The organism is Kitasatospora sp. NPDC093679 (assembly GCF_040683455.1).
Classification (GTDB): domain Bacteria; phylum Actinomycetota; class Actinomycetes; order Streptomycetales; family Streptomycetaceae; genus Kitasatospora; species Kitasatospora arboriphila.
This window is the reverse complement of the sequence record NZ_JBFBDW010000085.1, coordinates 1-19,964: the sequence shown is the minus strand read 5'-3', so window position 1 is coordinate 19,964 and position 19,964 is coordinate 1. Positions and strand designations below refer to the sequence as shown.

Here is a 19,964-nt window from a genome sequence, read left to right as displayed (position 1 = left end):
TGCTGGTCGTCGTCGCGGCCGGCGTGCTCGCCTACGGCGTGCACGACCTGCAGGAGGCCGGCTGGATCCCGGGCCTGACCAGCCAGGCCTTCGACGTCTCCAGCACCGTCCCGAAGGACAGCTGGTACGGCACCCTGCTGAAGGGCGTCTTCAACTTCCAGCCCGACCCGACCACCTTCCAGGTCATCGTCTGGGCTGCCTACCTCGTGCCGGTCCTCGCCCTGTTCCTGCGCAAGCCCGCCGCGCCCGCACCCAAGCCGGCCGCCGCTGCCGCCGAGAAGCCCGCCGTCTGACGCCCCACGTCGGCCGGTGCAACGTCCGAGGTCCCGCACTTCCCCCGGGGTGCGGGGCCTCGGCGCGTCCGGCTCCGACCGCGAAGCCCGGCGCGGTTCGAGGCGGCGGCGAACCCCCTCGCCCTGAGGTAGGGTCGCTGCTCGCCCAGGGCGGGTCGGGACGGTGGACGGGTTCTGACTGCCGGTCGGCCTCGCGGTGTTACTGGGGCGGGTCGTCAAACGGGCGAGGCGACGTGGTCGGCGGGAGGGACTCCAACCGGTAGCCGTGGCCGCGCAGGGTGGTGATCTGCGGCAGGGCCAGCGAGTGCGGTGAGGCATCGGCGGCCTCGCCCAGCCTGCGGCGCAGCGAGGCCAACGTGACGTCCAGCGTCTTGGTGGGGCCGAACCAGTTCTCGTCCCAGACCTGCGCCATCAAGGTCTCGCGGGAGACGGCGGTCCCCGCATTGCGAGCCAGGACGGCGAGTAGTTCGAATTCCTTGGGTCTCAGCGCGACCTCGAGGCCGGCGAGAAGGCAGCGCCGCGCGGAGGTGTCGACGGTCAGGTCGCCGACACGCACGGGCCCTTCCGGGCGGGTGGCGTCAGGCGGGTGACGGCGCAGGTGGGCGCGGAGCCGGGCCAGGAGCACGGTCAGGGTGAACGGTTTGACGAGGTAGTCGTCGGCGCCGGCGTCGAGGCCGGCGATGACGTCGATCTCGTCGCTGCGGGCGGTGAGGATGACGATGAGCAGGCCGGGGAGTTCCGCGCGCAGGGTGCGGGCGACGTCGATCCCGTCGACATCGGGCAGGCCGAGGTCGAGCAGCACCACGTCCTGGGGAGTGGCACGGGCTTCCGCCAAAGCGTTCACACCGGTGCGGCACCAGGTCGTGCGGTAGCCGTGGCCGCGCAGCGCAGCCTCCAGGTGCCGTCCGATGGTGTCGTCGTCCTCGACGATCAGGACACGGGTCCCCTCTGGGGGCACGGGCGTGCGCATGCCCCGCATCGTAGGGGTCGGCGGAGGCGAGGGCGGCGGCGCCACTGCTCGTGAACGGGTGAGACCGGGGCGGGAGCCGTTGGGGGGATCGTGCTGTCCACCCCGGCCGTCTGGGTGTCCATCACAGGTCACGAAGCTCCTCGACGGCCGGGCGTGAGGAGCCGCGGGCGGCATTCATCGCTGCCACGGCGATCGCCGCGACGGCGGTGCCGACCGTGAGGGCGAGGTAGGTCCAGGGAACCGCGATTGCGGACGGCGGCGGGTCGAAGACTCCGGTGAGGACCGTGACGAGCATCCGGGACAAGGCCCAGCCGATGAGCGCACCGCCGACCAGGCCGCCCACTGTCACGACGACCGCCTCGCTGAGGACGAGCCCGCGAAGCTGGCGCCGGGTGGCCCCCAGGACCGTGGCGATGGCGAACGTCCGCCGCCGTTCGGCTAGACCCAGGGCCAGGACGATGCCGCTGGCGGCCGCAGCCAAAAGGACTGCGAAGGACAGTTCGATCCGGGTGAGGCCGGTCAGATCCACCGAGGTGAGGCTGGAGCCGACCGCGGAGCGGGCCTGGGTGATGTCGGTGACGGTCGCGGAGGTGCCGACCTGCTGGCGAAGCCGGGCCGCGACGCCCTGTTGGCCGGTGCCGCCGGTGTCGATGAGGAACGCGCCAATCGCGTCGCTGCCGGTGGTCCTGGTGATGTAGTCGGCGTTGGCGACGAAGAAGCTGTCCTTGGGCGCGGTCGGGAACTCCTTGACGACGCCCACGTAGTGGAACGGCACCGTGCGCAGGGCATGGGTGCGGTTGTCCGGTAGACGCAGGTTCACCGTGTCGCCCGGGGTGAGCCGGAAATCCTTGACGGTCTCCTGGCTGACCAGAAGGGAATCCGGTCGGGCTGCGAGCTTTGCCATGAGGGCCTTGGCACTCCCGCCGGTGAAGTAGGCGTCTTGCAGGGACGTGGCGGAGGCGATGGTGGACGGCTGAACCCCGTACAGGTCCTGCAGGTCCGTGCCGACATAGGCGAAGCGGTGCTGGAGGGGTTCGACGTGCCGCACGCCGGCCACCGCCAGGGCGGAGCCTGCGCCGGGGCCGACACCGGACCCGGGTGACTGCGTGACGGTGACGTCGGCGCCGTTGGTGAGCTGCGCGTCGACCTCGGCCTGCTGCTTGTAGGTCGAGTTGAAGGTAGCGGTGGAGACGGCGAAGGAGACGGCGAGCGCGAGGAGCACGACGGCCCGGGCGAGCGGGCGGCGCCGGCGGGACATGCTCGCTGCCGCGGTGCCGGACAACGCCCCGGTAAGCGGGCTGGCAAGGCGCGCCAGCGGCCTGCGCCCACGGGCCAAGACCACCGTGGCCACCCGCCACAGCAGCAGGGCAGCACCGAGCCACAGCAGCGCGGGCCCGAGGAAGGCCCAGTACGACACCGAAATACTCGCCACGCCCTCCGGGGCGAGAACAAGCGCGTACTGGTTTCCGCTGGAGGCGCGGAAGATCAGGAGCGACACCGCCAGCAGAATGAAATCCACACCGAAGCGCATCCACCACGGGGAGCGGGCCCGCCCGACCACCCTGCGGGCAGCGGCGACGGTGCCGGTGCGCAGGTCGCGCACCGTGGGTATCAGGACCGCTGCGGCAGCCACAGCCAGGCCCAGGACGAGAGCCGCGACGAACCAGAGCACTGCCGAGGCGGTACTCGCACCGAACGAGGCGGTACCGAATGCTGCCCGCCCGGCGACGGCCGCGATGCCCAGCCCGAGCAGGCCGCCGATGATGCCCACCACACCTGCCTCCGCCCCGGCCGCGGTGGCGACCTGACGGGACCGCAGCCCGCGGGTGCGCAGCAGGGCCTGCTCTCGGCGGCGCCGGTCGGCGCCCGAGCCGGCCACCGCGGCGGTCAGCAGCGCGGCAAGGACCGCGCCGGGCACACCCAGGAACAGGAACAGGATCTGCGCGTACAGGGCGTCCTGGCGGGCCGAGTCGAGGGCGGCGCCGAGGTTGTCGCCGACGACTGCGCCGCCGGAGGTGCGGGCCTCCAGGTTGTGCGCGGCGGCGGTGACGGAAGTGTAGGCGGCGGCCGGGTCGGCGGGCAGCGGGGCGTCGCGGGCGATGTGGATCTGGGTGGTGACGGTGGCCGGGTCGACAGCCCTGACTGGCGCGGTCAGGGTGTCGAACACGGCGGCCGGCAGCAGGATGACGTTGTCGGGCGGCGCCGCGGGCTGGGACTGGGGCGGCGCCCCGACCTTTTGGAACAGCGAGTCGGCCTGCGGCAGGTCGACCACTCCGTCCACCTTCACCTGCGCCGGTCCGGTGCCGGGCAGGTCGACGGTGACCGTGTCCCCGGCGGCGACGTGCAGGTTGGCGGCGGTCTGTTGGGCGATCAGAGCTCCGGAGGCCGCGCCGGTCAGCTGCCGGATCTCCTGGGGGAATGCGGCCCGATAGGTGTCGGGCAGGCCCAGGACGACGCCGGGGCCGGTGGTCTGGGTGCTGCCGGCGGAGGAGGCCTGGAAGGCGGTGCTGTGGGCGAACCCGACGCTTTGGGCACTGCGGACGCCGGGCGCGGCCCTGACGGTGTCCAGGACCGTACCGGCGTCTGCGCCGGGCTGGATCTCGACCTGCCAGTCCACTGCGACCGAGTGCACTGCGCGGCCGGTCATGGTGGACTTTGACGCCGTCAGGAACGAGCCCAGGGACGCCACGAGGGCGACGGCAAGGGCGATCCCGGCCGCAGTCGCGGCCAGCCGCCCGGTGCGTCGGCGCAGCAGCCCGCCGATCCAGGTGATGATCACGACGGCTCTCCCGGGAGCGCTGTTGCTGCGGATTGGCGGTCCGGTTCGGGACCGGGGTACAGGCGTCCGTCATGCATGGCCCACCGTTCGCCGAAGCGTCCGGCGACGGTGGGGTCGTGGGTGGTGACCACCAGCGCGGCACCGATCTCGTCGGTGGTCGCCAGCAGCACATCGATGATGTGGCGGCCGGTGGCGCGATCCAGCTGCCCGGTGGGTTCGTCCGCCAGCAGCAGGCGCGGCCGCAGCGCCAGCGCGCGGGCGATGGCCACGCGCTGGGACTGACCCCCGGACAGCTCCTCGGGAAGCCGGCCGGCCAGGCCGTCGGCTGCGACGAGGGCGAGCGCGTCCAGGGCCCGGCGGCGGGCCCTCTCCTCCGTGACACCGGCAAGGATCAGCGGAAGTGCGGCGTTCTCCGTCACATCCAGCGCCGGAATCAGACTGGGCCCCTGGAACACGACGCCCAACTGCGCCGGCAGCGGCTCCCCGGCCAGGGCAGGCCAGGCCACGTCGCCGGTGGTGGGCCGTTCGAGGTCGGCCATCAGATGCAGCAGGGTGGACTTGCCGGAGCCGGAGGGCCCGGTGATGGCGATCCGGTCGCCGACGCAGACCCGGCATGTCGCGCCGTGCACCGCGACGACGGCGGCAGGCCCCTCCCCGTACGTGCGCGCCGCGTCCTGGCAGCGAACGAGGACCTCTGGCCGGGCGGTCATGGCCCGACCCTTCCGTCGCGCAAGGTCAGCACCCGGTCTGCGATCTTGACAGCCTCGGGGCTGTGGGTGACGACCAGCACCCCACCGCCTGCCCGGGCCCGGGAACGGAGCAGGGCCAGGATGCGCTGTTCGGTGACACCGTCCAGCTCCCCGGTCGGCTCATCCGCAAGGAGGATGTCCGGGTCGTTGGCCAGCGCGACGGCCAGTCCGGCGCGGGCGAGCTCCCCGCCGGCCAGTTCCCGGGGCAGGGCGCGGGCCCGGTGCTCGAGCCCGACCTGCTCCAGCAACTCGTTGACGGACTGCCTGCCTGCGCCGGGGGCGGCGGTCCGCGCGAGGCGGACGTTGGCGCCGACGTCGAGGTGGGCGATGAGGTTCCCGGTCTGCAGCAGGACACCGACCCGGCGGGCCCGGACGCGGGCCCGGTCGGCCTCCGGCCGGTGACTGATGCGCTCGCCGCCGACGTGCACGGTGCCGCCGTCGGGCTCGTCCAGCCCGGCCAAGCAGGCCAGCAGGGTGGACTTGCCCGACCCGGACGGCCCGATCACCGCGACGCACTCCCCCCGCCGCACCGAAAGGGCCACACCGCGCAGCGCCAGGGTCTCCTCCTCACCAGCCCGGTAGAACCGGTAGAGGTCTTGCGCCGTCAGCGCGTCGGTGCCCGCGAACTGCCGGGCGGGCGTCATGGAGTCGTTCATCACTGCCACCGGAAGGAGTCGGTGACGATGCGCCACGGATCGACGTTGTCCGCGCCGACCGGCCCGGACAGCGTGAGGTCGACCTGCTGGCCGCCCTGGAAGAACGAGTACCGCTCGAAGGCGTCGTGCACGACCTTGCCGGTCACCGCATCGGGGGCGCTGTCGCCCCGGTAGGTGACCAGGACGGCCTGCCCGGCCGGGCGGGAGACAACGGTGGCTTTCCCCAGCTGGAACGCCGGCACCTGCTGCTGCAGAACCGGCACCACGGCCGACTGCACCGACTGCGGCGTGGGAGCCGTCGCGGCGCTGCCGGAGACGATCTCGATCCGGTTCAGCTTGTCCGTGAAGGCCGCCGTGCCGCCGTTGGCAGTGCGGGCCCATCCCTCGGGCACCTTGACGGTGAACCCGCCCCCCGGCGGCTGGTAGGCCACATACGCCTGGTTGTCGGGGATGTCCCCGGCGGGATTGGATTCCACCTGTGTCGAAGCTGCGCTGGCGCTGGACGGGGCGGAACTGCCGCCTCCTCCGCATCCCGCCGCCATCCCGCCGGCCAGGGCCAGGGCGGCAAGGGGCAGGACGAGTGTGCGTCGCATGATCCTGATGCCCTTCACGAGTGAGGCGGAACTGCCATACCCGCGACGCTAGGCAGCAGCCGGTTAACGCCCGGACCGAAGACGGTTAGACGACGGCAAAACCGCGTGCGCACGGGCAGCCGGACCCTTCGCACAGGGGCGCGCCCTCACGATGGGCCCATGAGACAGCATGTGGTCCGCGTGGCGTTGCTGGCCGTGCCGCTCGTGGCGGTGATTCGAGCATCGTTCTTCGCCGACGAGCGGAGCGAACTGGAATGCGACGCCATGGCCGCCGCCACCTGGATGAGCCCCGACTTCGCCACCGGCGACCCCGTCGAGGTCCACATCAGCTCCCTGCGTCGCAAGATCGACACCCCGTTCGGGCGCACCGCCGTGCAGACCGTCCGCCAATCCCGCTACCGGCTGGCGGCCGACGGTGGCTGACCGGACCAACGGGCCTATAGGGTCCGCCCGCCGCCACGCCAGCGCCACCGTCCGGCGACTCGTGGCCGTGCCCCGCATCGCGGCGCTGATCGCCCGGCTGGCCCCCAGATCCGTCCGCGCCCGCACCACACTCGCGGCGTGCGTCAGCGTCGCGGTGGTCCTCCTCGCCGCGTCGGCCACCGTACTGCTGCTCCTTCGGGCCAACCGGGGCGCAGCATCGAGGCCGGGGCCGCGAGCAGGACCCGATGGTGGCCCAGCTCGCCGTCACCGTCCGCGTCGGAGCGCCTCTGCACACCGCCGACACCGCCGAGGACCTCACAACCGCCCCGCTCGCCACGCCCAGTGGCCTGGCTCCTCGCCACTGTTGGCGTCTTCACCTGGAAGGCCACCGGCCGCGGTGACCGCCACTTGCGGTCAGCCGGGCAGGAGCAGGGTGAAGACGGTCGGAGCCGTGCCGGTGGCGCGGAGCCGGCCGCCCGCGGACTCGGCGAGCTCGCGGGCCAGGGCCAGGCCGATGCCCTGGCCGCCTCCGGTGGTGGCGCCCCGGTCGAATGCCGTGCCGGCGTCGAGGGCGAGGCGTCCTTCGTCGGCGACGTCGACGGCGATGGCGCCGCCGACCTCCCGCAAGGTGACATCGATGGCGCCGAGGCCGTGCCGGCGGGCGTTGTCGAGGAGGATGTCGAGGATCTGCGTGACGGTCTGGCCCGGGAGCGCCGCATTCCGCGCCTCCGGGGCCGTGGTCACACGCAGGGGGCGCCCCTCCTGGGCGAGAACACCGTGCCAGCGCCGCTCGAGGGCAGCCAGGAGGTCGGCCGCCGCCTGCGTGGCGGGTGGGGTGCCGGCGGGATCCGGCTTCGACAGGCGCAGGACTTCGTCGATGGTGGTCTGCAGGTGCCGGGAGCGCTCCAGGGCCTGCTCCAGGGCGGAGGTCTGGTCGGCGCGCGGGTTGTCCGTGGCCGCCTCTAGGCCCAGTTGCAGGCCGGTGAGCGCGGTGCGCAGTTGGTGGGAGGCATTGGCGGTGAATTCGCGTTCGTGGCGCAGCAGGCTCGCGAGGCGGGTGACCATAGTGTTCTGCGTGTGGGCGACCTGGTCGATCTCGGGGATTCCGCAGGTTTCGGCCCGAGCGGCGAGATCGCCGTCGGCGACGGCCCGGGCCTGAGCGGACAATGCTTCCAGGGGTGTGCTCAGTGCCCGGGCCTGGCGGCGTGCGAGCAGGATGGCGCAGGTCAGCGCGGTGAGGGCGGCGGCCAGCAGGATCAGCCAGGCGAGGACGACGCGCTTCCAGACCTGCCGGGTGGGGCTGGAGGCCCGCACGACGCCGATGGTCTGTTCGCCGACCGCGACGGGCACGGCAGCGATGAGTTCGCCACCGTAGGTGGCCTGGACGACGGTGCCGGCGGCGGCTGTGCGGGAGGCGGGGTCCGCGTCCGCTGGGCCGGTTCCGGCGTTCAGGTGCAGCGTGCGGTCGTACAGGCCCAGGCGTGTGCCCGATTCGGGCACAGGCAGTTCGACCGGGTCGCCGGCCGCGGAGTCGGGGCCGACTTGGACGGCTGCGGTCAGTGCCTGGCGCTGAAGTTCGCTTCTCTCGTCGTTGACGAGCACGAGCCGGATCGCTGCGCCGAGCGGCAGCGCGAGCAGCAGCAGGGCAACGCTCACGGCGATGACGGCCACGCGGACCACCCGGTGTCTCATCCCGCCATCATCCCCACCGCACCGAGGCCGGACAGGGACACCGCCGGGGGGTGGCGGGTTTTTGCCATCCTCTAACCGCCGTCGGAGCCGGCGTTTGCCCGGGCCTCGCTAGCGTCGGTGGTGTCGCCGAGGTGCGGAGGATCCGATGTCCAGGAAAAGGGCGGCAGGAGCCGTCGCCGTCGCTGCCGCCGCAGCCGCGCTGGTGGCGGGCTGTTCCGGCGGATCGGGCAGTTCCCCGCCGACGGCCACACCGGGCGGTTCCGTGTCGCAGCCGACCACGGGAGGCAGCTCACCGGCGACGCCGACGCAGCCGACGTCCGGCACGACGGAGTCCAATCCGGCCGGGGACATCCCCGACAGCCAGGCATACGTCGCGTACGCGCCCGCGCAGGGCAGATTCACACTCAAGGTGCCCGAGGGGTGGGGGCGCAACGACAGCGGCACGACGGTGGCCTTCGCAGACAAGCTGAACCGGATCGAAGTCACCGCGGGTACGGCCGCAACCGCGCCGTCCGTCCAGCAAGCGAGGGCCGAGGTGCTGCCCGCTCTGCAGAAGCAGGTGCCACAGTTCGCCGCCGGTACGGTCTCCGAGGTAGCGCGTCCTGCGGGAACCGCTGTCCTGCTCACCTACCAGGGGGACTCGGCGCCCGATCCGGTGACCGGAAAAGTCCTGCGCGACGCGTGCGAGCGATACACGTTCTTCAAGGATGGCCGGCAGGTCGTGATCACGCTCTGCGGGCCGGTCGCCGCGGACAATAAGGATCCGTGGCGCACCGTCACCGATTCGTTCCGATGGCAGTGATGGCCACCCCGAGGCCGGAGCAGACCGCCGTGCCGGATGTGTCCTACGCGCTGGAGACCCAGGAGCTGCACCGGTTCTTCCGGGCGGGTGAGGAGGAGACCCTTGCGCTGCGCGAAGTCAGCCTACGGGTGCGGCCGGGTGAGGTCGTCGCGGTGATCGGGTCCTCCGGCTCCGGGAAGTCGACGCTGCTGGCGTGCCTGGCCGGGCTGGAGGAGCCCGACGGCGGAACGGTCCCGGTCGCAGGAGAGCGCGTCAGCCACCGCCCGGAGAGCGAACGCGCCCACCTGCGGGATCGCCGCATCGGGGTACTGCTGCAGAGCGGCAACCCACTCCCCACACCTGGACGTGACCGCGAACATACGCCTGGCCCGCTTCGCGGCCGGCACCGAGCGCCGCGCCGGAGCGGGCGACCTGCTGGCCGGCGTCGGCCTGGCCGGCCGCTCTCACGCTCTGGCGCACCAGCGCCAGCGGCGAACTCGCCCGCGCGGGCCCGGCCATCGCCGCCTCCTCCAACCTGGCCTTACCTCGCCCTGACCGCCCTCGCCGCGAACGACGCCATCACCGCCGCCCGCCCTCGGCGCCGTACGCCGCTCCAACCACCCGCCCGTCGAAGAACTCCGGCAACCATGAACCCGCTCCGGGCCACCACACCGCCAGAACCGAGAGGCGACGGCAGACGCCGAACCGGCTCCCCGCCCACAAATCCCCTGCGCCGGGGAGTACACCGGACGATACCTGGCCTCAGCACGGCAAGGTCGCGCGCCCGTGCGCTGCTGGCAGCAGTGACGGTCGCGGTCACGGCAGTGCCGCTCACCATCCTCGATCCTGCGGACCATGCCCGGGCGGCCGGCGGCCCGGCGGGCGGCCTCAACCTGGCGGCCACCACCACCGTCGGTGTCCACAACACCTACAGCCGCGCCGCCTACCATCACCTCGCCCAAGCCCTCGACGCGGGCGCCTCGCTCGTCGAACTCGACACGTGGACCGGCCCATCCGGCCGGTGGACCGTGAGCCACACCCGGCCCAGGGCCAACGACAACAACTGCGCCCAGGCAGCCACCACGGCCGACCTCTACTCCGGCAGCAGCAACCAGGACCTCGCGAGCTGCCTGGACGACATCCGGATCTGGCTCACCGCCCACCCCACACACCCCCCGATCATGATCAAACTGGAGATGAAGAACGGATTCCACACCGCCGCCGGAATGGGACCCGCAGCCCTCGACGCCCTCATCACCCGGCACCTGGGCAATCTCGTCTACCGACCCGCAGACCTGCTCAACCGGCCGACTGCCACCGCCTTCCCCGACCCCGACACCGCCGCCCGCTCGGGCAACTGGCCCAGCCGCGCCACGCTCGCCGGCAAGACACTCATCGAGCTGATCCCCGGCACCGCCGAACTGCACAACACCCCGGCGCGGCAGCGGTCCGACGTCCTCTACGCCCACCACCTACACACTCTCGCCTCGACCGGCGCGATCGCCACCGCACAGGTCTTCCCCGCCGTCCTCGGCGCCCAGCACGACGACCCGCGAACGCGCTACCCCGACCAGGCGCTGCACCCCTGGTTCGTCGTCTTCGACGTCGACGCTGCTGCGTACCTGACCAGGGCCGACACCGCCTGGTACGACCGCCACCACTACCTCGTCGTCACCACCGACCCGCACCGCGTCACCCCGAGCATCGCCCGCACCGGCCCCACGCCCGCCCAGGCCGCCCACCGGCTGGCACACCTGGCCGTGGCCCACGCCAGCTTCGTCTCTAGCGACTGGTACTCCCTCACCACCGTGCTACCCACGGTCCTGCCCCGCGGGTGACCACAACCCGCAACGATCGCCGCACCGCATCCGGTACTGCCCTCAGGCTTCCTCCGCCGTGGCGGGCGCGAGCAGGGGCGGTTGGCAGTCGTGGCCGCGCCGGGTCTCGATCACGGGGACGCGCACCCGGCCCGGAACGCCGGCCACCGCGTCGCGCAGGCGGCGGCGCAGGGACGCCACGGTGACATCGAGCGGCTTCGTCGAACCGAACCAATTCTCGTCCCAGACCCGAGCCATCAGCTCCTCGCGAGCAACCGCACGCTCCGCGTGCCGGGCCAGAACCTCAAGAAGATCGAACTCCTTCAGCCTCAGCTGCAGCTCACGGCCACGGACCAGGCAGCGCCTGGCTGCGGTGTTCACGACAAGATCCAGGTAGTCGTCGGCGCTGGCGTGGAGTTTCGCGATGACATCGATGTCGTCGCTGCGCGCAGTGAGAGTGACGATCAGCAGGTCCGGGTGCTCGCAACGCAGGCGACCGGTGACATCCCCACCGTCGACGCCCGGCAGGCCGAGGTTCAGCAACACCACATCGACCGGCACCCGCCCGGCCTGGGCGACCCCCGACACGCCGGACGGCACCAGAACACGGTGTAGCCGCCGCCGAGCAGCCCGGCACGAAGATGACCTCCGATCACCTTGTCATCCTCCGAAAGCGGCAGGCTGTTCGCGAGACGCGGCTGTGCGCACGGGCACACCATAAAGATCGAACCACTCACCCGGGCAGTTCCTTGCCGGACGGCCGCCTGAACCGGCGACACGGGCAGGCCCCGCCGCGCCCGCCGGCCGGTCACCGTGTATTCGTCCAGGCCGAGACCGGGCGGGGCGGTCGGTACTCACGCTCACGCCGCACCCGTCCCGGTACGGATGCGCCGGGATGGACCTACCCTGCCCAGGCCTCGGCCCCGGCTGAGCTCCTCCGGCCGAAGGCCGAGCCTGCGGCGCTGCCCGCCGGTCAGCCTGCGGGAAGGGACACCACGAACCTCGCGCCCTCCAACGAGGGCGCGAGGATGATGTCGCCACCGGCGGAGCGGGCGAGGCGGCGGGCCAGCGGAAGGCCGAGACCGGCGCCGTCGTGGCCGTCGCCGGGGTGGGCGCGGCGGCCCGCCTCGAACACGGCCTCGCCCACGCTCTCGGGAACGCCGCAGCCGTCGTCGACCACCGTCACCAGGACCCGGCCCGGTTCCCGCTCGCACTCCACGGTGATCCGGCCCGCCGCATAGCGGCGGGCGTTGTCGAGCAGCGGCACCAGGATGCGCTCCATCAGCGCGGCGGAGACGCCGGCGGTCGCGCCGTCACCGATCACGGTGACGGACGGGGCCTCGGGATGTTCCTGGGAGCTGCGCTCGGACAGTGCGCGGGCCACGTCGGCCACAGCACTCCGGCCGGCTACCTGGTGGTTGCGGGTGCGGGCTTCGGAGAGCAGCGTCTCGCAGATCTGCTGCATCCGGGCCGCGGCGGTGGCGATGGCCTCGTGGGAGGTGCGCTGGTCGTCGGGGTCGCGCGGGCGGGCTGCGAGCCAGTCGGTTTCGGCTGTGATCCGGGCCAGGGGGGTGCGCAGTTCGTGTGAGAGTTCGGCGGTGAGCTGTTGTTCGTGGCGAAGTATGGCGGCTTGCCGGTCGAGGAGCTGGTTGAGGTTGCCGGCGAGGCCCGCGAGTTCGGCGAGATGGCTGTCGGTGCCGAACCGCTGGGCGGTGCCGTGCTCGCTCCATCGGGCGGCGCGGTTGCTCATCTCGTCCACCGGTCGAAGGGCCCGGCCGACGACGGCGCGGGTGACGAGGTAGACGCCGGTGAGCAGCAGCGCGCCAAGGCCGATAGAGCCGGCCAGCACCGAGCGGGCGGTGTAGCGGTAGGCGTCCAGACCAACCGAGGCCACGACCGTGCCCGCCTGCCGGTCACCTGCCATGATCGGCAGGGCATACAGGCGGAAGGCGTGGGGCTCGGAGGTGTCGGTGGAGGATTCTCCGGTGCCGGCGAGCTGGTCCGCGCGGTCCTGGAGCACGTTTGGGGCGTTGGGGCGTTGGATGGCCGTGGTGCCTTGGTAGATCCAGATTCCGACATCGAGGGCCGTGTCGTCGGCGGGCTCGTGCTCGACGATCTGCCCGTCGGGTTGGGCATCCATGGTCGCGGCCACCGCCGTCGCGCGGGTGCGCACCAGGTCGTCGGCCTGGTGGCGCAGGCGCGCCCCGAGCTCGATGTTGAAGACGGCGGTGAGCACGGCGACCCAGACGGCGGTGGTGGCCAGCGCGAGCAGAGCCAGGCGACCGCGCAGCGTGGCGGGGGTTCGACTGATCCTCATGCGAGGCGGTATCCGACGCCGCGCACAGTCAGGATGCTCCGCGTGCTGCCCGCCTCGCGCAGCTTGCGGCGCAGCCGCAGCACGTACTGGTCGAGGGTGTTGTCGCTGACCTGTGCGCCCTCGGGCCATCCGGCGCGCACCAGGGCCAGTCGGCGGACGGCAGCGCCGGGGGTGGACATCAGGCAGGCCAGCAGCCGGAACTCGGTCGGGGTGAGCGCCACCGGCTCGGCGGCCGTGGATCGCAGCACGTGAGCGACGGGGTCCAGGCTCAGGCCGTCGACCTCCACACCGGGTTCGCGTCCGTTGCGGCGGATCGCCGCGCGCACCCGGGCGGCGAGCTCGGCCAGGTGGACAGGCTTGGCGAGGTAATCGTCGCCGCCGGCGGAGAACCCGGACAGCCGGTCGGGCAGCGCGTCGTGTGCGGTGAGGAAGAGCACGGGTGCATCAAAGCCGGCCGCGCGCATGGCGTGGCAGACGTCACGCCCGTCGGAGTCGGGCAGGCCGACGTCGAGAATGAGGGCGTCCACCCGGTTGTCGAGCGCGCGCAGTGCGCTTGCGCCGTCGGCGGCGGTGAGCACCTCGAAATGTTCCTCGCGCAGGCCTCGGGCGAGCACGTCGCGAAGTCCGTGGTCGTCCTCGACGACCAGCACCCGGTAGGCAGTCATGCGGGCCAGTATTGCCCAGCCGGCGCACCACCCCGGACCGGTGCTCAGGCAGCGTTCAGGTTCGCCATGCAAGCCTCGCCCTCATGGCTACCAACACGGAACGACGCTCGGCCGCGCCCGACGTCCAAGGGCTGCTGAACAAGGTTCCCGAGGTCACGGTCTGGTTCTGGGTCATCAAGATCCTCTGCACCACGGTCGGCGAGAGCTTCGCCGACTGGATCAACATGACCCTCGGCGTGGGGCTGATCAACACCTCACTGATCTTCACCGCCGTGCTGGCCGCCATCCTGGTCTGGCAGCTGCGCACACCACGCTACGTGCCGTTCGTGTACTGGCTCACCGTCGTGGTGCTGAGTGTGACCGGCACCCTGTACACCGACATCCTCACCGACAGCCAGGGTGTGTCCCTCGCGGTGAGCAGCACGGTGTTCGCCGTCGTTCTTGCCGCCGTGTTCGGGATCTGGTTCGCCCGTGAGCGGACCCTGTCGATCCACAGCATCGTCACGCGTCCCCGTGAGCTCTTCTACTGGCTCGCGATCCTGGTCACCTTCGCCCTCGGCACCGCGACCGGTGACTGGACCCTGGAGCTCACGGGCTGGGCCCCCGGCGTCTCGGTGCTCCTGCCGCTCGGGTTGATCGCGGCGATCGTGCTCGGGTGGCGCCTGGGTGCCAGCGCGGTGCTCTCGTTCTGGCTGGCCTACATCCTCACCCGCCCGCTGGGCGCCAACCTCGGCGACTGGTTCGCCTCGCCCAGCGGCGACGGCGGCCTGGGCCTGGGGACCGCGGTGACCAGCGTGGTCTTCCTGGCCGCGATCCTCGCCACGGTCCTCTACCTCACCCGCAGCCGCAGCGACGTGATCGAGGCCGACGGCCAGGCCCAGGCCGCAGGTGCGGCGAACCCTGCACGCGAGCGGATCATGCTCGGCTACTACGCCGTCTTGGTGGTCGCCACCACGGCACTCCTGAGCTGGGCGAACCAGCAGCCGCACGCCGCCCCGGCCAGCGAGGAAGGTGACACCTCGGGATCGGCATCCGCCCCTCTCACCCCGGAACAGGCGACGTCGTCGTTCCCGCCCGTCGAGGTCGCGAAGTTCCGCACCATCACCTCCGACACCCTGGCGAAGCTGAGCTCTGGTGACCAGGCGGGCGCGACCGCCCGGATCACCGATCTTGAGAAGGCCTGGGACGATGACCAGTCCAGCCTGCAGCCCAAGAACCAGCAGGCCTGGACCTTCCTCGACGGTCAGATCGACCAGGTCCTCAAGGCCCTGCGTGCCCCCAAGCCCGACAAGGCCACCGAGGTCAAGGCGCTCGACACGCTACTCGCGTCGCTCAGCCCTGCGGCCCAGCCGTCGACCACGGCTGCCGCCGGCCCGGCCGGCTCCCCGGCAGCCGGGCCCGCGTCCGCCAGCTCTGCTCCGAAGCAGGCGACGTCGTCGTTCCCGCCCGTCGAGGTCGCGAAGTTCCGCACCATCACCTCCGACACCCTGGCGAAGCTGAGCTCTGGTGACCAGGCGGGCGCGACCGCCCGGATCACCGATCTTGAGAAGGCCTGGGACGATGACCAGTCCAGCCTGCAGCCCAAGAACCAGCAGGCCTGGTCCCTCCTGGACGGTCAGATCGACCAGGTCCTCAAGGCCCTGCGTGCCCCCAAGCCCGACAAGGCCACCGAGGTCAAGGCGCTCGACATCCTCCTCTCCTCCCTCGGCTGAGCGCCAGCGGGCGGGTCTTGGTGCCTTGCCCGCGCCACGCCGATGGGCGGCACCGGGTTCCGATGCCGCCCATCGGCGTTTGACGGTGCGCCACTCCCGGGGAGGGCGGGTCGGGTCGGTTGTGGGCTGGTGGCCTCTGCTCGGTGCGGCAACTGCCCGTGGGTCGTCAGGCCGCGGCGGTGACAGGCTCGGTGGCGGCCCTGGCCTTGCGAGTGAGGGCCTGGCCGTATCGGCGCGGGAGGAGGACTGCGGTGCCGGCAAGGCCGATGAGCAGGTCGAGCCACAGGCCGCGGGTCTCGCCGCCAAGGGAGTAGGCGAGGAGCCAGGAGGCGGGCAGGCCGAGGGCCCAGTAGCCGATGAGGGTATGCGGAAGCCGTCACCACGAACGCCAAGCTCTCCTTGCCCACGAACGTGCCCACCTCGCACACCGACACCGCCGCTTCGAGACGGCATGACGCCTCGCCGCAGCCACCAACCCCCTGCTCCGCCCCCTGGAGACCGCAGGCGCCTACGTCTGCGTCCTCGAACGCTGGCCGACGAGGAAGCCGCCACCCTCATCTGGCCGCAGCCGCCGGCCAAGTCCCCCAACGCGCGCGCCTCCTTACCCCATCCCCCGCCGCCGCTCCATCCGCATGCTCATCGTCGGCCTCGCCCTCGCGATCAGCTGCGCATGTCTGACGTCGGCTGCTTCTGACAGCGACAGGATGAGAGACAACGCCCGGCTTGCCCTGGGCGCCCCTCAGGCTGGTGAGACTGCGTACGCAGGCAGAGGTATCGCGACGTTGATGACCATCTTTGGATGGGCACGGGCTTTGCGATCCGCGGCACTGAGGTTCATCCCATCACCCGCTGAACCAAGGGTCCGAACCGGGGCACAGTGGAAGCAGGGACCGCTCCTACGGACGGCGGTGGTCGACCATGGGACTGACCAGCCACAAGTTGCTGGTGCTCTTCGCCGCGATCACGGTGCTGACGGTCCTCGGCACGCTGTGGATCTGGCCGTACCTGGCCGTCCGCAGCTGGCCCGCCATGTTCGCCCGGCTGGGCACCGTCCTCCTGACACAGATCATGCTGCTGAGCACGCTCGGACTGCTCGCCAACGACTACTTCGCCTTCTACAGCAGCTGGGCCGACCTCCTGGGCCACAACCGGGACTCGGTCGTCATCCACTACTCGCACCCCGGCACCGGCGGCCCCGGGATGCCGGGCGCCGGCATTCAGCACCTCGGCAACGACAGTGTCACCGCCCAAGGCGCCTTCAGCCGGGATCCGGCCCAGGTGGGCAGACTCGAACGAGTCCGCATCCCAGGCGCAGCCAGCGGACTGTCCAGCGACGGGTACGTCTACCTCCCGCCGCAGTACTACCAGCCGCAATTCAGGGCTACTCGTTTCCCCGCGATCATCGCGATGACCGGCTTTCCCGGCGAGGCGAAGAACCTGGTGACCAAACTGCGCTACCCGGCCACCGAACTCGGACTGCTCAAAGAGGCTGCCATGAAGCCCACCGTCCTGGTCCTCATGCGGCCGTCCCCCACCATGCCCAGGGACAGCGAGTGCGAGAACATCCCAGGCGGACCGCAGACCCAGACCTACTTCGCCGACGACGTACCGCAGGACCTCAGAACCACGTACAGGATCGCGGCAGGCAAAGGCTCGCTCGGCATCATCGGAGACTCCACCGGCGGTTACTGCGCACTCAAACTCGGCATGGAACACCCCACCGTATTCTCCGCAGCCGTCTCCCTGTCCGGATACTTCACAGCCGCCCACGACCCCACCACCGGCGACCTCTTCGCAGGCAGCCAGCAACGCCGTGACCGGGCAGACCTCACCTGGCGCCTCACCCACCTCCCCCCGCCGGCCCTGGCAGTCCTGCTCGCAGACAGCAAACAGGACGGCAAGACCTACACCGACTCCCAGGCCTTTGCCGCCGCCGCGCACCCCCCGATGACGGTCGACCAAGCCTTCGTCGCCACCGGCGGCCACAACTTCACGACCTGGGTGCGACTCCTGCCAGCCTCGCTCACCTGGATGAGCGCCCACCTGGCAAACCCTGGCTGACCTCCCGGCCCACCCGGCAACGTTTCGGGTCCTCCAGGGCGTATCGGGGAGGACCCGAGCGAGGCAGACCATGACGCATGGGCTTCCGAGGCCGACGCCGGGCGCAGCCCTCCGGCAGAGCCAGCTCGGTGAGGACCGGTACGGCGTCGACGATGACGTGCGGCCCGAAAGTGGGTGGCGTTGATGAGGCAGCGGAGCATCCCGGCGTCGGCGAGCTGCCGACCTGAAGCATGGACGGCCCGACTGCTCGGTTTCCCGACGGATGGCGCCGGTATTGGTGGGGGTGCGACCCGGGCGGAGAATGGAAGGTACCCGGACCCGCCCGCGCGAGGAGTGCCGCGAGGCGGGGACCGGTGCGGCTGACCAGCCGGGATGCGTTCACGGCGTGCCAGCCGTGGTTTCCGGCATGGAGATGTCTGATGACTGGGCACGGCTCCGGTACGCGCGTTCGATCGTCCGCGGAGCGGCAATCCGTTCCCGCGGGGGTATCCGGTCGGCGTGGATGGAGGGATGCCTGGCGGCGGCGCGCGGCGGCGGGCTGTGTCTGGTACCTGCGGGTGGCGGCCCTGCTGAACCTGGTAGCGGTGCTGTCGGTGCCGTTCCGGTCCGGGGTGCACCGCCACGACATGGGGGAGGAGTCGTTCACGCCTTACCTGGTTACCGCAGGTCTGGTCCCGGTGGTGCTGTCGGTGTTCCTGGCGATGGTGATGCGGCGGCGCAAACGGGCCGCGTGGATCTTCAACATCGGACTCGCCGGCGTGACCTTCGGCTCCATGCTGCTCCTGCTGGTGCTGCCGGACTCCGACAGCCACTACCGCGGCCACCCCTTCAACTACATCTCCGCCTTGCTGACCGGCCTGTTCGTCCTGGCCCTCGTCATCGGGCGCCGGGAGTTCACGGCCAGGGGAGACCACTCGAACATCAGGTCGGCGGTCGGCGTCGGGGCCGTCGGTGTCCTGGCCGGCACGGCGCTCGGTACGGTGCTGGTCACCGCGACCAACCAGGTGTCGAATGCCTCCTGGTGGGACCGGATCGGGTACACCGTGATGCGGATGATCACCGTCGAGCCCGGTGACCGCATCCAGGACCTGATCCTCGTCCCGCGTTGGGTCAACGCAGCGATCAACGTGACCGGCGCGGTGGTCCTCCTGTTGGTGCTGTACGTCTGCTTCCGCGCACCGCACGGCAGGGAAGCACTGGGCGACGAGGACGAACAGCGGCTGCGGGACCTGCTCGAGCGGCAGGGCGAGCGGGACTCGCTCGGCTACTTCGCACTGCGACGGGACAAGACGGCGATCTGGTCGCCGAGCGGCAAGGCCGCGGTGGTCTACCGGGTGCTCGGAGGCGTGACGCTGGCCTCGGGCGACCCGATCGGCGATCCGGAGGCATGGCCCGGCGCCATCGAGTGCTGGCTGGGCGAGGCCCGGGACCACGGGTGGGCGGCGGCCGTGATGGGAGCCTCGCAAGAGGCGGGGACCGTCTATGCCCGCCACGGCCTGCACGCCCTGGAGCTGGGGGACGAGGCGATCGTCCGGCAGCAGGACTTCAGTCTGCAAGGCCGGGCCGTGCGTGGCCTGCGACAGGCACACGGCCGGGTACAGCGGGCTGGGTGCGCGGTCCGCATACGCCGGCACGCGGACATCCCCGACGAGGCGATGGCCGACCTCGTGCGATGCGCGGACCGCTGGCGTGAAGGCGCCACCGAACGGGGCTTCTCGATGGCTCTGGGACGTCTGGGCGACCCGTCCGACGGCCGGTGCCTCATGGTGGAGTGCCTGGACCGCGACGGCCAGCTGCAGGCGCTGCTCAGTTTCGTCCCCTGGGGACGGCACGGGCTGTCGCTGGACCTGATGCGGCGAAGCCGGGACGGCGGGAACGGACTGGTGGAGTTCATGGTGGTCGAGCTGCTGGCCCAGGCACCGCGGTTCGGAGTGGAGCGGCTGTCGTTGAACTTCGCCGTGTTCCGGACCGTGTTCGAGCGAGGTTCCCGGCTAGGCGCGGGGCCGGTGCTGCGGCTGTGGCGCCGGACCCTGGAAGTCCTCTCCCGGTGGTGGCAGATCGAATCGCTGTACCGGGCGAACGCCAAGTACCGCCCCGCGTGGGAACCGCGCTACCTGCTGTTCGCCTCCACCCGGGACCTTCCCCGGATCGCCGTGGCCGGAGCCCGCGCCGAAGGATTCCTCGGGCCGCCCCGTCTGCCCGAACTGTTTCGTCGCTGTCATCCGTCCACAACCCCGTCCCCGCGGTCTCCTGAGGATTGAGGGAAAACCTGCTTCGGTACAGGTTTCACCTGGCGAACCGTGGCTGGCCTCCCGGCCGACCTGGCCGCGGTCCGGGTGGACTTCGCGCGGTGGGCTCGGCCCGCGGGGACGGGGTTGTGGACGGATGACGGCGACGGTGACGTATGGCCCACGGGACCAGTGCCGGGCGACGGGTTGGGTGCGGCACGCAGGTCA

At 71.5% G+C, this 19,964-nt stretch carries 15 protein-coding genes and 2 pseudogenes; 8 read left to right on the top strand and 9 right to left on the bottom strand.

From position 1 onward, the window contains the following. Window positions 1–293 (top strand): FTR1 family protein (locus tag AB0O09_RS37225; RefSeq protein ID WP_363549859.1); only part of this gene is annotated, 293 nt, incomplete at its 5' end. Window positions 294–492: 199 nt separating this feature from the next. On the opposite strand, the gene AB0O09_RS37220 is transcribed toward AB0O09_RS37225, so the two are convergent. The 5 genes from AB0O09_RS37220 to AB0O09_RS37200 all read right to left on the bottom strand — a co-directional run bounded on the left by AB0O09_RS37220 (window position 493) and on the right by AB0O09_RS37200 (window position 6,058). Then, entirely contained in the window at window positions 493–1,263 is a 771-nt protein-coding gene (locus AB0O09_RS37220; protein WP_363549856.1) for a response regulator transcription factor, read from the bottom strand. A gap of 121 nt (window positions 1,264–1,384) precedes the next feature. Then, complete coding sequence (locus AB0O09_RS37215; RefSeq protein WP_363549854.1) at window positions 1,385–4,042, bottom strand: ABC transporter permease; 2,658 nt, start codon at window positions 4,040–4,042, stop codon at window positions 1,385–1,387. Continuing rightward, on the bottom strand, window positions 4,039–4,752 hold the full coding sequence (locus AB0O09_RS37210; protein WP_363549852.1) for an ATP-binding cassette domain-containing protein: 714 nt from the start codon (window positions 4,750–4,752) through the stop codon (window positions 4,039–4,041). Before AB0O09_RS37210 ends, AB0O09_RS37215 begins: the two co-directional genes overlap by 4 nt. Beyond that, window positions 4,749–5,447, bottom strand: a complete 699-nt coding sequence (locus tag AB0O09_RS37205; RefSeq protein WP_363549850.1) for an ATP-binding cassette domain-containing protein — start codon at window positions 5,445–5,447, stop codon at window positions 4,749–4,751. The genes AB0O09_RS37210 and AB0O09_RS37205 overlap by 4 nt, the downstream gene beginning before the upstream one ends. Further along, window positions 5,447–6,058, bottom strand: a complete 612-nt coding sequence (locus AB0O09_RS37200) for a hypothetical protein (RefSeq protein ID WP_363549847.1) — start codon at window positions 6,056–6,058, stop codon at window positions 5,447–5,449. The genes AB0O09_RS37205 and AB0O09_RS37200 overlap by 1 nt, the downstream gene beginning before the upstream one ends. 141 nt (window positions 6,059–6,199) lie before the next feature. On the opposite strand from AB0O09_RS37200, the gene AB0O09_RS37195 reads away from it, so the two are divergent. Continuing rightward, a complete protein-coding gene (locus tag AB0O09_RS37195) occupies window positions 6,200–6,463 on the top strand; it encodes a hypothetical protein (protein ID WP_363549844.1) in 264 nt (87 codons plus the stop codon). Window positions 6,464–6,877: 414 nt separating this feature from the next. Here AB0O09_RS37195 and AB0O09_RS37190 read toward each other — a convergent pair whose 3' ends face one another. Then, entirely contained in the window at window positions 6,878–8,134 is a 1,257-nt protein-coding gene (locus tag AB0O09_RS37190; protein WP_363549841.1) for a HAMP domain-containing sensor histidine kinase, read from the bottom strand. Between the two features lie 166 nt (window positions 8,135–8,300). Here AB0O09_RS37190 and AB0O09_RS37185 point away from each other — a divergent pair, with 166 nt between their 5' ends. The 3 genes and pseudogenes from AB0O09_RS37185 to AB0O09_RS37175 all read left to right on the top strand — a co-directional run bounded on the left by AB0O09_RS37185 (window position 8,301) and on the right by AB0O09_RS37175 (window position 10,774). Further along, complete coding sequence (locus tag AB0O09_RS37185) at window positions 8,301–8,957, top strand: hypothetical protein (protein ID WP_363549839.1); 657 nt, start codon at window positions 8,301–8,303, stop codon at window positions 8,955–8,957. Further along, a pseudogene (locus AB0O09_RS37180) lies at window positions 8,957–9,480 on the top strand (ATP-binding cassette domain-containing protein); the annotation flags it as partial. The gene AB0O09_RS37185 and the pseudogene AB0O09_RS37180, both read left to right, overlap by 1 nt. A gap of 259 nt (window positions 9,481–9,739) precedes the next feature. Then, the gene (locus AB0O09_RS37175) at window positions 9,740–10,774 is read left to right on the top strand and encodes a hypothetical protein (protein WP_363549836.1); all 1,035 of its coding nucleotides are present in this window, start codon (window positions 9,740–9,742) and stop codon (window positions 10,772–10,774) included. A 42-nt stretch (window positions 10,775–10,816) separates the two neighbouring features. Here AB0O09_RS37175 and AB0O09_RS37170 read toward each other — a convergent pair whose 3' ends face one another. From AB0O09_RS37170 to AB0O09_RS37160, 3 genes are all read right to left on the bottom strand, one after another. Then, window positions 10,817–11,353: a response regulator transcription factor gene (locus tag AB0O09_RS37170; protein ID WP_363549833.1), complete on the bottom strand. Its 537-nt coding sequence runs from the start codon at window positions 11,351–11,353 to the stop codon at window positions 10,817–10,819. Between the two features lie 373 nt (window positions 11,354–11,726). Next, a complete protein-coding gene (locus AB0O09_RS37165; protein WP_363549830.1) occupies window positions 11,727–13,070 on the bottom strand; it encodes a HAMP domain-containing sensor histidine kinase in 1,344 nt (447 codons plus the stop codon). Further along, on the bottom strand, window positions 13,067–13,735 hold the full coding sequence (locus AB0O09_RS37160; RefSeq protein ID WP_363549828.1) for a response regulator transcription factor: 669 nt from the start codon (window positions 13,733–13,735) through the stop codon (window positions 13,067–13,069). The genes AB0O09_RS37165 and AB0O09_RS37160 overlap by 4 nt, the downstream gene beginning before the upstream one ends. A gap of 83 nt (window positions 13,736–13,818) precedes the next feature. Here AB0O09_RS37160 and AB0O09_RS37155 point away from each other — a divergent pair, with 83 nt between their 5' ends. The 3 genes and pseudogenes from AB0O09_RS37155 to AB0O09_RS37145 all read left to right on the top strand — a co-directional run. Next, window positions 13,819–15,447: a hypothetical protein gene (locus AB0O09_RS37155; protein ID WP_363549827.1), complete on the top strand. Its 1,629-nt coding sequence runs from the start codon at window positions 13,819–13,821 to the stop codon at window positions 15,445–15,447. A gap of 918 nt (window positions 15,448–16,365) precedes the next feature. Next, window positions 16,366–17,508, top strand: coding sequence for an alpha/beta hydrolase-fold protein (locus tag AB0O09_RS37150; RefSeq protein ID WP_363549825.1), 1,143 nt, complete (start codon window positions 16,366–16,368; stop codon window positions 17,506–17,508). A gap of 521 nt (window positions 17,509–18,029) precedes the next feature. Continuing rightward, a pseudogene (locus tag AB0O09_RS37145) lies at window positions 18,030–19,769 on the top strand (phosphatidylglycerol lysyltransferase domain-containing protein); the annotation flags it as partial. Window positions 19,770–19,964: the final 195 nt, after the last annotated feature.

What these genes read in the sequence shown, in the direction of transcription:
- AB0O09_RS37220 (WP_363549856.1), bottom strand. Translation starts at nt 1,263, where the DNA reads ATGCGCACGCCCGTGCCCCCAGAGGGGACCCGTGTCCTGATCGTCGAG.
- AB0O09_RS37210 (WP_363549852.1), bottom strand. Translation starts at nt 4,752, where the DNA reads ATGACCGCCCGGCCAGAGGTCCTCGTTCGCTGCCAGGACGCGGCGCGC.
- AB0O09_RS37205 (WP_363549850.1), bottom strand. Translation starts at nt 5,447, where the DNA reads ATGAACGACTCCATGACGCCCGCCCGGCAGTTCGCGGGCACCGACGCG.
- AB0O09_RS37195 (WP_363549844.1), top strand. Translation starts at nt 6,200, where the DNA reads ATGAGACAGCATGTGGTCCGCGTGGCGTTGCTGGCCGTGCCGCTCGTG.
- AB0O09_RS37185 (WP_363549839.1), top strand. Translation starts at nt 8,301, where the DNA reads ATGTCCAGGAAAAGGGCGGCAGGAGCCGTCGCCGTCGCTGCCGCCGCA.
- AB0O09_RS37165 (WP_363549830.1), bottom strand. Translation starts at nt 13,070, where the DNA reads ATGAGGATCAGTCGAACCCCCGCCACGCTGCGCGGTCGCCTGGCTCTG.
- AB0O09_RS37160 (WP_363549828.1), bottom strand. Translation starts at nt 13,735, where the DNA reads ATGACTGCCTACCGGGTGCTGGTCGTCGAGGACGACCACGGACTTCGC.
- AB0O09_RS37155 (WP_363549827.1), top strand. Translation starts at nt 13,819, where the DNA reads ATGGCTACCAACACGGAACGACGCTCGGCCGCGCCCGACGTCCAAGGG.
- AB0O09_RS37150 (WP_363549825.1), top strand. Translation starts at nt 16,366, where the DNA reads ATGGGACTGACCAGCCACAAGTTGCTGGTGCTCTTCGCCGCGATCACG.